This window comes from Nonomuraea sp. NPDC049141 (assembly GCF_040648415.1).
Lineage (GTDB): Bacteria > Actinomycetota > Actinomycetes > Streptosporangiales > Streptosporangiaceae > Nonomuraea.
On the sequence record NZ_JBEZDR010000019.1, the window covers coordinates 96641 to 109603 of the forward strand.

At 71.3% G+C, this 12963-nt stretch carries 15 protein-coding genes; 8 read left to right on the forward strand and 7 right to left on the reverse strand.

Features of this window, described 5'->3' with window-relative positions; translation table 11 throughout:
- The first annotated feature begins 16 nt into the window (after nt 1-16).
- From AB0B91_RS44195 to AB0B91_RS44215, 5 genes are read left to right on the forward strand one after another with little or no spacing between them, the layout of a single operon-like run.
- A complete protein-coding gene (locus tag AB0B91_RS44195; RefSeq protein ID WP_358333862.1) occupies nt 17-1549 on the forward strand; it encodes an ABC transporter substrate-binding protein in 1533 nt (510 codons plus the stop codon).
- A gap of 2 nt (nt 1550-1551) precedes the next feature.
- A complete protein-coding gene (locus tag AB0B91_RS44200) occupies nt 1552-2499 on the forward strand; it encodes an ABC transporter permease (protein WP_358334285.1) in 948 nt (315 codons plus the stop codon).
- Nucleotides 2496-3404 (forward strand): ABC transporter permease, encoded by a 909-nt coding sequence (locus AB0B91_RS44205; protein ID WP_358333865.1) that lies wholly within the window; start codon nt 2496-2498, stop codon nt 3402-3404. The genes AB0B91_RS44200 and AB0B91_RS44205 overlap by 4 nt, the downstream gene beginning before the upstream one ends.
- Entirely contained in the window at nt 3401-4378 is a 978-nt protein-coding gene (locus AB0B91_RS44210; protein ID WP_358333868.1) for an ABC transporter ATP-binding protein, read from the forward strand. Before AB0B91_RS44205 ends, AB0B91_RS44210 begins: the two co-directional genes overlap by 4 nt.
- A complete protein-coding gene (locus AB0B91_RS44215) occupies nt 4375-5349 on the forward strand; it encodes an ABC transporter ATP-binding protein (RefSeq protein WP_358333871.1) in 975 nt (324 codons plus the stop codon). Before AB0B91_RS44210 ends, AB0B91_RS44215 begins: the two co-directional genes overlap by 4 nt.
- A 48-nt stretch (nt 5350-5397) precedes the next feature.
- Here the strand turns inward: AB0B91_RS44215 and AB0B91_RS44220 are convergent, their stop codons facing one another.
- Entirely contained in the window at nt 5398-5529 is a 132-nt protein-coding gene (locus AB0B91_RS44220; RefSeq protein ID WP_358333874.1) for a hypothetical protein, read from the reverse strand.
- Between the two features lie 50 nt (nt 5530-5579).
- Nucleotides 5580-5759, reverse strand: coding sequence for a hypothetical protein (locus tag AB0B91_RS44225; RefSeq protein ID WP_358333877.1), 180 nt, complete (start codon nt 5757-5759; stop codon nt 5580-5582).
- A gap of 197 nt (nt 5760-5956) precedes the next feature.
- On the opposite strand from AB0B91_RS44225, the gene AB0B91_RS44230 reads away from it, so the two are divergent.
- Entirely contained in the window at nt 5957-6529 is a 573-nt protein-coding gene (locus tag AB0B91_RS44230; protein WP_358333880.1) for a TetR/AcrR family transcriptional regulator, read from the forward strand.
- A 59-nt stretch (nt 6530-6588) separates the two neighbouring features.
- Here the strand turns inward: AB0B91_RS44230 and AB0B91_RS44235 are convergent, their stop codons facing one another.
- Together AB0B91_RS44235 and AB0B91_RS44240 are read right to left on the reverse strand one after the other, a co-directional pair.
- Complete coding sequence (locus AB0B91_RS44235; RefSeq protein WP_358333883.1) at nt 6589-7425, reverse strand: alpha/beta hydrolase; 837 nt, start codon at nt 7423-7425, stop codon at nt 6589-6591.
- A gap of 153 nt (nt 7426-7578) precedes the next feature.
- A complete protein-coding gene (locus AB0B91_RS44240) occupies nt 7579-8244 on the reverse strand; it encodes a DJ-1/PfpI family protein (RefSeq protein ID WP_358333886.1) in 666 nt (221 codons plus the stop codon).
- A gap of 59 nt (nt 8245-8303) precedes the next feature.
- Here AB0B91_RS44240 and AB0B91_RS44245 point away from each other — a divergent pair, with 59 nt between their 5' ends.
- Nucleotides 8304-9944: a GMC family oxidoreductase gene (locus AB0B91_RS44245; protein ID WP_358333889.1), complete on the forward strand. Its 1641-nt coding sequence runs from the start codon at nt 8304-8306 to the stop codon at nt 9942-9944.
- A 73-nt stretch (nt 9945-10017) separates the two neighbouring features.
- Here the strand turns inward: AB0B91_RS44245 and AB0B91_RS44250 are convergent, their stop codons facing one another.
- The 3 genes from AB0B91_RS44250 to AB0B91_RS44260 form a co-directional block, all read right to left on the reverse strand.
- Entirely contained in the window at nt 10018-10440 is a 423-nt protein-coding gene (locus AB0B91_RS44250) for a thioesterase family protein (protein WP_358333892.1), read from the reverse strand.
- Complete coding sequence (locus tag AB0B91_RS44255) at nt 10433-11002, reverse strand: TetR/AcrR family transcriptional regulator (protein ID WP_358333895.1); 570 nt, start codon at nt 11000-11002, stop codon at nt 10433-10435. Before AB0B91_RS44255 ends, AB0B91_RS44250 begins: the two co-directional genes overlap by 8 nt.
- A gap of 126 nt (nt 11003-11128) precedes the next feature.
- The gene (locus AB0B91_RS44260) at nt 11129-11749 is read right to left on the reverse strand and encodes a hypothetical protein (protein WP_358333898.1); all 621 of its coding nucleotides are present in this window, start codon (nt 11747-11749) and stop codon (nt 11129-11131) included.
- Between the two features lie 190 nt (nt 11750-11939).
- On the opposite strand from AB0B91_RS44260, the gene AB0B91_RS44265 reads away from it, so the two are divergent.
- The gene (locus tag AB0B91_RS44265; protein WP_358333901.1) at nt 11940-12911 is read left to right on the forward strand and encodes an Lrp/AsnC family transcriptional regulator; all 972 of its coding nucleotides are present in this window, start codon (nt 11940-11942) and stop codon (nt 12909-12911) included.
- Nucleotides 12912-12963: the final 52 nt, after the last annotated feature.

Consider the following 12963-nt stretch of genomic DNA (forward strand, 5'->3'; position numbering starts at 1 on the left):
GAAATGGTGATTGCCCATGATGCGAGGGAAGGCAGCGGGACGCGTCCTGCTGGTGATGGCCCTGCTGGCCACAGGCTGCGGCGCGCCCGCCGGGAACGCAGCGCCCCGTGACGGCGGGACGCCGAAACGCGGCGGGAGCCTGACGATCCTGCGCGCGTCCGACATCGACGGCTGGGACCCCGACAAGGCCATCCAGCTCGCCACGTTCCAGACCCTGCCGCAGGTGATGGAGGGCCTGGTGCGCTACGCGCCCGACGGCACGTCGATCGAACCCGGCCTGGCGCAGAGCTGGAAGCTCGACGCCAAGGCCAAGACCATCACCTTCACGCTGCGTCCCGGGCTGACCTTCAGCGACGGCCGGCCACTGACCTCGCAGGACGCCGCCTTCTCCGTCGAGCTCTGGCGCAAGGGACTGTCCCTCGGCACGCTGTACGCCGCCATCACCGGCACCGCCACACCCGACCCGCGGACCCTGGTCATCAAGATGAGCAAGGCGAGCACGTTCACGCTCACCTGGCTCAGCAACGGCTCCTCGGTCATCGTGCCGAAGGACTTCGGCGGGATGAGCCGGAAGGACTTCTTCACCAAGCCGATCGGCGCCGGCCCCTTCGTCGTGGCCTCCTACCGGCCGGGCCAGCAGCTCGTACTGGAACGCAACCCGCGCTACCACGACCCCGCGCGCCCCTACCTGAACCGCCTCACCTACGACGTCGTCGCCGACCCCAACCAGCAGTTGCTGCGCTACCAGAGCCGCCAGGCCGACGCCATCGAGGCGGTGCCGCTCGACCTGGCCAGCCAGATTCCGCGCGGCGAGCAGGTGATCGTCCATCCGTCGGCGACCATCCACGGCATCTTCGTCAACGCCGCCCGGCAACCGGGCAACGACCTGCATTTCCGGCGCGCGGTCAGCCTGGCGATCGACCGCGCCCGCTACATCCGGGCGGTGTTCGGCGGTCTGGCCGTACCGGCCACGGGCGGGCTGCCGCCGCGGGTCCAGGGCTCGGCCGGGTGCGGGTGCGTGTACGAGAGCGACGTGCAGAAGGCCAAGCAGGAGCTGGCCCAGTCCTCCTACCGGCCGGGGACGAAGGTGGAGCTGGTGGTGGACGCCACGACACCGTTCTCCACCCGCGCGGGCGAGACCGCCGCCGCGCTGCTGCGGGCCGCCGGCATCGAGGTCGACCTGCAGAAGCTGGAGGTGCAGGTACTCGTCGACCGGCAGGCGAAGGGCACCTACGACCTGTCGCTGGGCGAGGTCGGCAGCGTCTCACCGACCGTCGGCGACATCTTCGGCCTCATCGTGGCCACCGGCGGGCTGTACTCCGGCCTGCCGATGAAGACCATCTCCGACGCCTTCGCCCGGCTGGAGGTCGCCCGGACCGACCAGGAACGGGCCGAGGCGGTGCGCGTGGCCGAGACCTGGATCCATGACAACCTGCCCTACATCCCGACCGCCTTCCCCGACCGCCTCTTCGCCGTCTCCCCCAAGGTGAAGGGCCTCAAGGTCACCCCCTTCCTGTCCTATCCGGCCGACCTGCTCTGGGCGGCGTGAGCATGCCCGCCGGACGGTTGCGCTTCGTGGCGGGCAGGCTGGTCCAGGTGCTGCCGGTGCTGGTCGCGCTGCTGCTCATCGTCGTCCTGCTCCAGCAGCTGATGCCCGGCGACCCCGCGCGGGTGATCGCCGGGCCGCGGGCGAGCGCCGAACAGGTGGCGCGGGTCCGCCACGATCTCGGGCTCGACCAGTCGATCCTCGCGCAGTTCTGGACATACGTGGTGAATCTGTCCGGCGGGGACCTGGGCCGGTCGAACCGTACCGGGATCCCCATCGCCACCATCGTGGGCGAGCGCGCCGCCGTGACGGTGTGGCTGCTCTTCGGCGGCCTCATCGTCAGCACGGTGCTGGCGGTGCCCGCCGCGCTGCTGATGGCGCTGCGCCCGCGCTCGCCCGCGGCCCGCGTGTGCGCGCGTTCGCTCACGGTCATCCTCAACTGCCCGCCCTTCTGGGTGGGCCTGATGCTGGCCTCGGTGCTGGCGCTGCGGACGGGCTGGCTGCCTGTCGGCGGCTTCGGCGAGGACACCGGCGACCGGCTCCGCTCGATGGTCCTGCCCTCGCTGACGATCGGCCTGGCGGCGATGCCGCTGCTGGCCCGCAGCGGCGCCGCGAGCCTGCGCCAGGTGCTCGCCGCCGACCACGTGACGACCGCCCGGTCGCTGGGCCTGTCCGGGTGGCCGCTGATCCGGCGTCACCTGCTGCGCAACGCGCTGCCGCCGGCCGTCACGCTGCTGGCCGTCCAGGCCGCCGCGCTGCTGTTCGGCGCGGTCATCGTCGAGCAGACGTTCGGCCTGCCGGGGCTGGGGGCCGAGATGGTCAACGCGGCGAGCCAGCGCGACTTCCCGGTGGTCCAGGCCCTCACGCTGATCTTCGGAGCGGCCATCATCGGGATCAACCTGCTCGCCGACCTGGCGGTAGCCCTCCTGGATCCGAGGACGACATGGCGATGACCACTCCGCCGCCGGTCCTGGACGCCGCCGTACCGGTGAGACCGCGCGCGTCCGGCTGGACCCGTTCGGCGGCCGCCGGGCTGCTGGCGCTGGCGATCCTGGCCGCCGTCCTCGCGCCGCTGCTGGCTCCGGCCGACCCGGCCCTGCTGACGCTCGACCAGCTCCAGCCGCCCAGCGCCGCCCACCTGCTCGGCACGGACGCGCTCGGCCGGGACGTGCTGTCGCGGCTGCTGTTCGCGCTCCGTACCGACCTGCTGCTGATGGTGTTCGCCGCGGGGCTGCCGATGCTGGCCGGCACGCTGATCGGCGCGGTGGCCGGCTACCGCGGCGGCGTCCTGGACGCCGCGCTGCGCTGGGTGGCCGACATCTTCCAGGCGTTGCCCGTGTACGTGCTGCTGATCGCCTTCGTGTTCGTGCTGGGTCCGGGCACCGCGTCGCTGCTGGTCGCGTTCAGCGTGCTGGGCTGGGTCGTGTACGCGCGGCTCATCCGCACCGAGGTGCGACGGGTGCGGGAACACGACTACGTCTCGGCCGGCTACCTGCTCGGCCTGTCGCACACCGCGGTGCTGTTCAGGCACGTGCTGCCGAACGCGCTGCGCCAGTCGCTGGTCTACCTGGCCACCGACATGGGGATGGCGCTGCAGGGCATCGCGGTCCTGTCGTTCTTCGGGCTCGGTGTCAAGGCGGGTACGCCCGAGCTCGGCGCGATGGTGTCGGAGGCCCAGCTGTTCCTGCGCAGCCACTGGTGGCTGGCGGCGTTCCCGGGTCTGACGATCGTGATCCTCGGATCGAGCATCGCCGCCCTGGGCGACCGGCTCGGCGACCGCCTTGGCGGTCGGGTCGGCGGTCAGGTTGGTGGTCGGCTCGGTGGTCGGGTCCGTGGTCGAGGGGAGGCGCGAGGATGAGCGCGCATCCGCTGCTCGAAGTGGACGGACTGCGGCTCGCCGTCCGCCGGGACGGCCCGGCGCCGACCGTGCTCGACGGCGTCTCCTTCGCGGTCGGCGCCGGGCAGTGCCTCGGCATCGTCGGCGAGTCGGGGTGCGGCAAGTCGCTCACCCTGCGCGCCGCCATGGGACTGCTGCCACCGGGCGTCGAACGCACCGGCGGCGAGATCCGCCTGAGCCCGCGGGCCGGGGCCGCACCCCACGCCGTCCCTCCCGGGCAGGCGGCAGGGCGCGGGCTGGCGATGGTCTTCCAGGACTCGCACGCCTCGCTCGATCCCACGGCCCGCGTCGGAGCCTTCATCGCCGACATCGTCCGCCGCCGCACCGCCACCTCACGGGCCGCGGCCAGGCGACGGGCCGTGGAGCTGCTGGCCTCGGTCGGCGTCCCCGACCCCGCCCTGCGGTTCGGCGCCTATCCGCACGAACTCAGCGGCGGCATGCGCCAGCGCGTCGCGATCGCCCTGGCGCTGGCCACCGACCCGCGGGTGCTGCTGTGCGACGAGCCGACCACGGCACTGGACGTGACGCTGCAGGCGGAGATCCTGCGGCTGCTGGACGCCGCACGCGCCGACCGGGGACTCGGCATGGTCTTCGTCAGCCACGACATCGCGGTGATCCGCCAGATCGCGGACGTGGTCGCCGTCATGTACGCCGGCCAGATCATCGAGATGGGGCCGGCGCCGGACGTCCTGGACCGGCCCCGGCACCCGTACACCCGAGCCCTCATCGACGCCGTCCCCACGCTCGACGGGCCCATCGGCCGCTTCCGTCCGATCGCGGGCTCCCCGCCCGCCCCGGCCGACTACACCTCCGCCTGCCGCTTCCTGGCGCGCTGCGCCCACCACGTCGCGGCCTGCGCGGGCCTCGTCCCCGGCGTCGACGGGCTCGACAGCAGGCACCGGTCGTCCTGCGTGCACACCTTGGAGGACAGATGAGCGAGCTGGTGCGGGTGGAGAGACTCGTCGTGGACTTCCCCGTACGGACCGGGCTGCTGCGGCAGCGGCGCGTCCGCGCGGTCGACGGGATCGACCTGGAGCTGGGCCGGGGCGAGATCCTGGGCCTGGTCGGCGAGAGCGGCTGCGGCAAGTCCACGCTCGCGCGCGCCATCGTCGGCCTGGCTCCCCCGTCCGCCGGACGCGTACTGCTCGACGGCGTGCCCGTACCCGCGCGGCGCCCGCCGGGCATGCGCCGCCGGATACAGATGATCTACCAGGATCCGGGTTCCTCGCTCGACCCGCGCCGCACGGTGTCGCAGACGCTCGCCGAGCCGCTGCGCCGGGATCGCACCGTCCCCGCCGGGCAGGTCGGGCTCCGGACGCGGGAGCTGCTGGAGATGGTCGGGCTGGGGGAACGGCAGGCGCACGCGCTCCCGCGCGAACTGTCCGGAGGTCAGCGCCAGCGCGTCGCGATCGCCCGCGCCCTGGCCGTCGAGCCGGAGGTGCTGGTCGCCGACGAGGCCGTGGCCGCGCTCGACGCGTCGGTGGCGGGCTCCGTGCTCAACCTGCTGAGCGACCTGCGCGAGCGGCTCGGGCTGACGGTGCTGTTCATCTCGCACGACCTGGCGACCGTACGGGGGCTGTGCGATCGCGTCGCCGTCATGTATCTGGGGTCCATCGTGGAGGAGGGGCCCGTCGCGGAGGTCTTCGCACGGCCGGGGCATCCGTACACCCGCGTCCTGCTCGACGCGGTCCCCTCCCGCCACCGGCGGCGCTCCGGCACCGTGGCTCGGGGGCTCGCGGGCGAACCCCCGAGCCCCCTGCGGGTCCCGCCCGGCTGCCGCTTCCACCCGCGCTGCCCGCAGGCGGCCGAGCGGTGCGGTGAGGCGGAGCCACCTGAGGTCCGGCGGGACGGGCAGCGGGTGTGGTGCCATTTCTCGTGGCGCGACGGACAGGCTTTCGAGCTCTGAATGGTTCCGCATGGCGCGGCGGGTGACCTTACGGCCCCCCGCTGGTGATCACGGATGGATGCCGGCGCCGTCGAGCAGGGCACCGGCTGTCGCGACGGCGAGGCCGTCGAGCCCCTGCGCCTGCACGACCGCCCGCGCGCTGGATCCGTCGAACACGACGGTCAGCTGCCGTGCCAGCAAGGCGGGGTCCTCGGCGCCGCCGCGCTCGGCCTCCTGCTGGAAGAACGCGGTCAGCGCTCCTTGCCGCGGCGGGCGACCAGGCTCGCCGGATGCTCGGGCGACTTGACCTCCACCGCCGCCGCCACGAACGGGCTGTGCGGAATGGTCTCCCAGTACAACGGCGAGAAGGTGGTCGGGCCGCGCAACCTGTGGAACCCGTCCGTGACGCGTTCGAAGATGCTGGCGTTCATGGTGACCGAGGAGCTGGACCTGCAGCCGGACTTCGTCCGCGAGGTCGGCGGCTGGCTCGGCGAGGGCAAGCTCCGCTACCAGGAGACCGTGGTGGACGGCTTCGACAACCGGGAAGATGATCGTCAAGCTCTAATGATATTACGTACGTCATATCATAGAATAGGCTTGGGCCAAACGGAGCGAATGGAGGAAGCTCGTGGTGCGCTATGCCAAGGAGCACAAGGAGGTGACGCGGCAACGGATCATCGAGAAGGCCGGACATCGGTTCAAGCAGGACGGCATAGACGGCTCGGGCGTCTCCACGCTGATGTCGGATGCCGGGCTCACCAACGGCGCCTTCTACGCCCACTTCGCCTCCAAGGACGACCTCGTCGCCACCGTCGTCGCGAACGAACTGAGCACGCAGGTGGCCAGATACGGCACGCTGCGGACCGGCCGCCCGGGGCTCGAGGACCTCGTTCGCGAGTATCTGTCGCCTGAGCACCGTGACCACCCCGGCGTCGGATGCCCCTCCGCCGCCCTGCTCGACGAGATCGGCCGCTGCGGGGACGGGACCAAGCAGGCCTACACCGACGGTGCGAGGGCCATCGTGGAAGAGATCGCAGCCCGCCTGGCACCTGAGGATCCGCAGTCCGCTCGCGGCAAGGCCATCGGGCTCTTCACCATGATGGTGGGGACGTTGCAACTGTCCCGTGCCCTCTCCGACCGTAAGTTCGCCGATGAGGTCCTTGAGCAGGGAATTGAGAACGCCCTCACCTTCATGCGCTGAGGGGGCGGTCAATCCGCGGCAGGGTGGCCGCCTGCCGCCGCGGTAACCGTGCCTGGCACCTACTTCCGCTCGAGGAACTCAAGAGCCGTCTCCACGAACTGCTCGTGGAACTGGAAAATGCCGCCGTGGCCCGCGTCGGGGTAGATCACCAACTCGCCGTTCGGCACTCGCCGCGCCAGGTCGGCCGAGTTCTTCGACGGCACCATCCTGTCGCTGTCGCCGTTGGCGACGAGCACAGGCTGGTGGATGACGGACAGATCGTGAGGCCGCTCCAGCCCCCAGCGGTGAATGGCCTTGAGCTGGGCAAAGTAGGACGTGAGGGAGATCGCCTTGTCCCGGTCGTGGGTGCGCTCCTTCAGGCGGGCCAAGAACTCCTTTCCGGCCCGACGCCCGTTGGCGGTGCGGGTGAAGAAGAGGAACTGCTTCGGGTCCTGAAGAGTGAGCAGTCCTCGGACGGTGTCGAGATGAGACAACCGGGTCACGTTCTTGATGCCCTCGCCGCCCGCGGGACCGGTGCCCGTGAGGATCAGCCTGCGGACGAGTCGCGGTTCGGTCTGCGCGATGGCCTGGGCGATCATGCCGCCCATCGAGAAGCCATGGAGATCGACGTGCTCGAACCTGAGCGCCCGGATGAAGGTGACGGCATCCTCGGCCATCGCCTGGATGGTCCGCGGCGTCGACCCGGTAGATGCGCCAACGCCCCTGTTGTCGAACGTGACGACCCGCCGCTTGGCGGCGATGCCGTCGACGACCCGAGGGTCCCAGTTGTCCAGGACCGCGGCGAGGTGGTGGAGAAAGACCACCGGGACGCCGCCCTGGGGACCGAGCTCGCGGTAGGCGAAGGTCCCTCCGCCGACCGCGATGGTGCGGGTCGGTGCGTTCTTGTATGACGTCACCACATCGCCTCGTACATCTTGTGCATCGTTCACGGTCAAGCCCCCTCGGCATCACGTCGATTATTGAATTATGAACGTAATTCTATACAGGGGCAAGCCTGCGCGCCGAACGAGGTGACGTACGTCGGAATCGCACGGACCCGGGTGGAGGGCTTACGAGCCTTGAACGGCCCGCCGATCCCAGGAGGGGCCGTAGTGCCGCTCCATGTTGTCCCGCATGAACCGGACCACTTCGGCCGGGGCCTTGGCCACCGAGCCCGCGTCGTGCGGGGGCTGAGGGTCGTACTCGATCCCCAGCTGCACGGCCTGGGCGTAGGCCGGGCCCATCAGCCGGTCGCAGAGCAGCAGCGCCATGTCGATGCCGGAGGACACGCCCGCGGCCGTCATGATCTTCCCGTCCTCCACGACGCGCCTGGACACCGGTTCGGCGCCGAAGCAGCGCAGGCTGTCCAGCTCGTACCAGTGCGAGGTGGCCTGACGGCCCCGGAGCAGGCCCGCGGCCCCGAGCAGCAGCGATCCGGTGCACACCGACGTCGTCCACGTGCTCGTCTCGTGCACCCGGCGCAGCCAGGCCAGAACCGTCTCGTCGGCCAGCAGGCCCTGGGTGGTGCTGCCGCCGGCGACCACCACGATGTCCGGCCGCTCCATGCTCTCCAGCGGCTCGGCCACCAGCCCGAAACCGGGCTGATCGGCGGCGCACATCCCGGGCGTGGCCGAGACGAAGCACACCCGGGGATCGGGCAGGCGCCTCAGCACCTCGAACGGCCCGGTGGCGTCCAGGGAGGTGAAACCTTCGTAGATGAGGATGGCGACGTCCACGTTCTTGCCCGCTCTCGTCAGCTAGTTGATTTTATCGACCGATCGATTAAACTCGCTCCATGGTAGGCGTTGGAAACGACTTAGACCAGCGCGTTCGCGCGGACATCGCCATCCTCGGCGGCGGCACCGCCGGGGCGGTCGTCGCCGGGCGCCTGATCGAGACCACCTCCCTGTCCGTGGTGGTCGTGGAGGCCGGACCGGACTACGGGCCGTTCGCCTCCGGGCGCTGGCCCCGCGAGCTGCTCGACAGCGCCACGCTGCCGGAGACGCACGACTGGGGATACCGGGGCCCCGGCGCCCTCCCCGCACGCGACCTGCCGCTCGATCGCGCCCGCGTCATCGGCGGCTGCTCATCCCACAACGGCTGCTCCCAGACCGTCGGCCACGCCGCCGACTACCGGTCATGGGGGCTGTCCTGGACCGACACGTCGGTCACCGAGCTGATGAGGCAGGGCGCGGCCAGGCTCCGCGTCCGCCGGGACTCCGACGACGAGCTCACCCCGTTCCAGGCCGCGGCGATGGACGCCATGATCCTCTCCGGCGTGCCGCGCACGGATGACCTGGACGACCTGTTCGCCGGCGCCGGCTGCGGCCCGTCGCCGGTCAACAACCCTGACGGCGTCCGCTGGAACAGCGCGTTCGCCTACCTGGACCCGGTTCGGGGCTACCTTGGCCGAGGGCACGGCGCCCTGGACCCGATACAGGGCTCCTTGGTCCCCGAGCGCGGCGCTCTGAACTCGGGGCGCGGCGGCGCGCGGCTTCGTGTGGTCGACCACGCGCTGGTCGACCGCCTCGAACTGCACGGCTCGGTGGTCCGCCGCGCGCATGTGCGGCGCGCGCAGGAGCGGCTCACCGTGGAGGCGGACCGCTTCGTCCTGTGCGGCGGCGCGTACGGCAGCCCCGAAGTACTGCTGCGCAGCGGCGTCGGACCGGCCGGCGAGCTGGCCGCCCTCGGCGTGGAACCCCGCCTCGACCTGCCCGGCGTCGGCCGCAACCTGCACGACCACCCCACCTTGGAGCTGCGGTTCGCCGCGAGCGACGAGTTGGTGCGACGACTCGCCGGCTACGAGCGCGAGCGGGCGGCGGTCCCGGACGAGCAGGTGATCGGCAAGGCGCTCTCGCCCGGCGGCCGGGCGCCGTACGACCTGCATCTCCTTCCGTGGACCGGCAGAGAATCCGCAGGCTGGACCTGCGTGTTGCCCGCCGCCTGCCTCACGCCTCGGTCCCGGGGCGCCCTGCGGCTGATCTCGCCCGACCCCGGAACCAGACCGGTCGTCGACCACGCCTACCTGACCGACCCCGAGGGACGCGACCTGGCGGTGTTGCGGCACGGCATCGACCTGTGCCGGCGCATGGCCGCCTCACCTGCGCTGGCGCCGCTTCTGGGGCGGCCTCTCGACGAGTTCACCGCGGCATTCATGGCGGACCGGCGAGCTGAATTCTCCACGACCCCACAAGACGGCCCGCGAGCGGGCGAGGCCGCGATGCGCGCCGCCGCCGCCCACTACTGGCACCCCGTCGGCACGTGCGCGATCGGCACGGACCCGGACGCGGGAGCCGTCGTCGACACCTCCGGGCGGCTGTACGGCGCCGACAACCTCTGGGTCATCGACGCCTCGATCATCCCGGTGATCCCCCGGGCCACAACGAACCTTCCCGTCGTCGCTCTCGCCGAGCACCTTGTACGCACACTGGCCTGACGCGCCCCAACGCCCTTCCGCGACCCTCGCCGCGTCCGGCATACTCAACGCGAGAGCAGCTCCCCGGCCTGATTCAGGCCGGGCGGCCTTTGGCCAGGGCCCGCGCGGTGAACCGCTCGGCATCGATGATCACCCGCTCGTGCGTACCCTCACCGATGACATCCACGCCGTCTTCAGCCGCCACCTCGAACCGCAGCAGCCGCCCCTCCACCGACACCAGCCGCACCCGGCAGGTCACCGTCATCCCCGCCGGCGTCGGCGCCTGATGGGTGATGTCGACGCGCGTGCCGACCGTCTGCTCGCGCGGCCAGTCCAGGTACGGCAGGACGGCCCGTACGCACGCCCACTCCAGCAGCCCGACCAGGAATCCGGTGGCGAACACCGGCGGCATCACCCCGAACTCCGCCGACTCCGGATACAGCCCCGCCACGACCTTGCTCGGCGGCACCAGGAACGCGAACTCGTGCTCCAGCCCCGCGACCAACCCTTCAGCCATGCGCTCCACCGATCATCCGGGCGGCCGCGGCCTTGGCCCGCAGCATCGCCGACCGATCCCCATCCACCACGACGCGGGCATTGGCCCCGTCGATGAGCAGCAAAAACGCGTAACCCAATTCCTCCGGGTCGGCCAGTCCGGCCTGCTCGGCCAGCTCGGTCAGCCGCTGCCGCAGCCACCCCTTGTAATCGGAGATCACCTTGCGCGCCGGATGGTCCGGATCGGGCAGCTCCACCGCGGCGTTGGTGAACGGGCACCCGCGAAACCCCTCACTCCGGTGCCCCCGCGCCAGCCAGTCGAACACCGCCAGCAGCCGCTCCTGGGCCGACCCGCCGTTCTCGACGAGGAACTCGGTCAGCCCCGCCTGCCGTACGGCGCGCCGCCACTCCAGTACGGCGGCCACCAGGTTCTCCTTCGACCCGAACTGGGCGTACAGGGTGGGTTTTGACACCCCTGCCCGCTCCACCAGCGCGTCCACGCCGGTGGCCCGGATCCCTTCGGCGTAGAACACCTCGGTGGCCACTTCCAGCAACCGCCGCCCACCGGGACTGTACTTCTCCACGACGCCATACTTACAGGTCTGTAAACCCCGTACAACCTTCGCCTGGAAGGGAGACAGGCAGCGGCAGATGACGAACGCCCCGCACGCGATCACCGGCGCTGGACGTGAAAGCCCTCGCCTGCCGCGCTAGCGAACCCAGCCGGTGTAGCGCCGGCCCCCCTTCGGATCCTCACGCCACCCTGAACGGCCGCCCGCGCCCTCGGGCTGGAGTGCGGCGGAGACGGCCCGGACGAGCCAGGCGTTGACGGAGAGCCCCTCGCGGCTGGCCGCCTCCTCGATACGCGGCTTGAGCTGCTCGGGGACCCGCAGCGAGATCCGCGACGTGCCACCCTCCTCACCGTCCTGCGGCACCGCCGTCGACGCTGAGGCCGCCTCCGAAGCCCCCCGGGCTCCCGGAGCCCCTCGTCCCGCTGGAACTCCCGAACCCGACCACCGCCGACCGGCCGCCCCACCCGGCAGCGCGTCGAAACCGCCCTCGCCCTCCTCATCCAGCGAGCGGTCCATGGGCGGCGGTGTCACGACGAAGGAGGGGTCGCGTCCGCGCAGCCGCACATCGACCGATCCCGGCGCGAGCTCACGGGTAATCTCGTCAGCGGCGGCGGACAACGCCTCCAGCAGCACGAGCCGCGTGGCCGACTCCAGCGGCGAGGTGAGGCGCTCGGCGAGCGCGCGCGCATCGTCGCCACCCGCTTCGGCGGCGACCGCGAGTTCGCGGCGCAGATTGTCGACGTACGGCGCGAGATCCATGGCATCACTATGGCGCCATAATGGCGTCAATGCAAGCTCGACGTCGCAGCTCACCTTTGACGCCACCACGCTGCCCGGCAGGCGATGAAATCCGTCTCCGGACACCTCCCGCGCGCGCCCATGCGGCAGACCGAACAGCCACGGGAGGCCGTCAGCATGCCCGTAACCGGCACAGGGATACCTTACCCAGATGGAAACCGTCACGCTGGACCGCCTGGACCGCTGCCTGGCACACGCTCTCCAGATCGACGGCCGAGCACCCTTCAGCAAGATCGGCGAAGTGCTCGGCGTCTCCGAGAACACGATCGCCCGCCGCTACCGGCGGCTGCGTTCGGCCGGGATACTCCGCGTCGTCGGCGTGGTCGACGGGTTCCGGCTCGACTACGTTTCGTGGGCGATCCGCCTGCGCTGCACCCCGGACGCCGGAAGCGCGGTCGCCTCCGCCCTGGCCCGCCGCAACGACACCGCCTGGGTGAGCCTGCTCTCCGGCGGCACCGAGATCGCCTGCGGCACCCTGGCCCGTACCCCCGCCGAACGCGACGCGCTCCTCCTGGAGAAACTCCCCCGCAGCCGGCAGGTGGTGGGCGTCACCGCGCACCGCATGCTGCACAGGTTCGCCGGTGGACCGGCGGGCTGGGCGGGCCTGCGGGCACTGTCCACCGAGCAGGCGGCCGAACTCCAGCCTCCACCCCCCGTCGTGCCCGACGAATCCATCCGGCTCGACGAAGCGGACCACGCGCTGCTGGAGACCCTGTCAAAGGACGGGCGCACCCCGCACACCGACCTGGCCGTGATCACCGGCTGGTCGGAGTCGACCGTACGGCGGCGCCTGGCGCACCTGCGGCAGGCCGGGATCGTGTACTTCGACGTCGACATCCCACCCGAACCCCTCGGCTTCCACGCCGAGGCCTGGCTGTGGATGTCCGTCAAGCCCGCCAAGCTCGCCGCCGTGGGCGAGGCCCTGGCCCTGCACCCGGAGGTCACCGTGGCCGCCGCCACGACGGGTCCCGCCAACCTCTTCGCCGGCGTCACGTGCCGGGACTCCCGCGATCTGTACCGGTACCTGACCGAGCGCATCGGATCACTGAAGGCCGTACGGCACGTCGAGACGGCACCGCTGATCCGGACCGTCAAGCGAGCAGGCGCCATCCTGCCCACGTGACATCGGATTCCGTCTTCGGCACCGCCCCTCGTGCCGGAAACCGCCACATCGC

What these genes read in the sequence shown, in the direction of transcription:
- AB0B91_RS44245 (WP_358333889.1), top strand. Translation starts at nt 8,304, where the DNA reads ATGGTAGGCGTTGGAAACGACTTAGACCAGCGCGTTCGCGCGGACATC.
- AB0B91_RS44250 (WP_358333892.1), bottom strand. Translation starts at nt 10,440, where the DNA reads ATGGCTGAAGGGTTGGTCGCGGGGCTGGAGCACGAGTTCGCGTTCCTG.
- AB0B91_RS44265 (WP_358333901.1), top strand. Translation starts at nt 11,940, where the DNA reads ATGGAAACCGTCACGCTGGACCGCCTGGACCGCTGCCTGGCACACGCT.
- AB0B91_RS44205 (WP_358333865.1), top strand. Translation starts at nt 2,496, where the DNA reads ATGACCACTCCGCCGCCGGTCCTGGACGCCGCCGTACCGGTGAGACCG.
- AB0B91_RS44200 (WP_358334285.1), top strand. Translation starts at nt 1,552, where the DNA reads ATGCCCGCCGGACGGTTGCGCTTCGTGGCGGGCAGGCTGGTCCAGGTG.
- AB0B91_RS44260 (WP_358333898.1), bottom strand. Translation starts at nt 11,749, where the DNA reads ATGGATCTCGCGCCGTACGTCGACAATCTGCGCCGCGAACTCGCGGTC.
- AB0B91_RS44210 (WP_358333868.1), top strand. Translation starts at nt 3,401, where the DNA reads ATGAGCGCGCATCCGCTGCTCGAAGTGGACGGACTGCGGCTCGCCGTC.
- AB0B91_RS44225 (WP_358333877.1), bottom strand. Translation starts at nt 5,759, where the DNA reads ATGAACGCCAGCATCTTCGAACGCGTCACGGACGGGTTCCACAGGTTG.
- AB0B91_RS44215 (WP_358333871.1), top strand. Translation starts at nt 4,375, where the DNA reads ATGAGCGAGCTGGTGCGGGTGGAGAGACTCGTCGTGGACTTCCCCGTA.
- AB0B91_RS44195 (WP_358333862.1), top strand. Translation starts at nt 17, where the DNA reads ATGATGCGAGGGAAGGCAGCGGGACGCGTCCTGCTGGTGATGGCCCTG.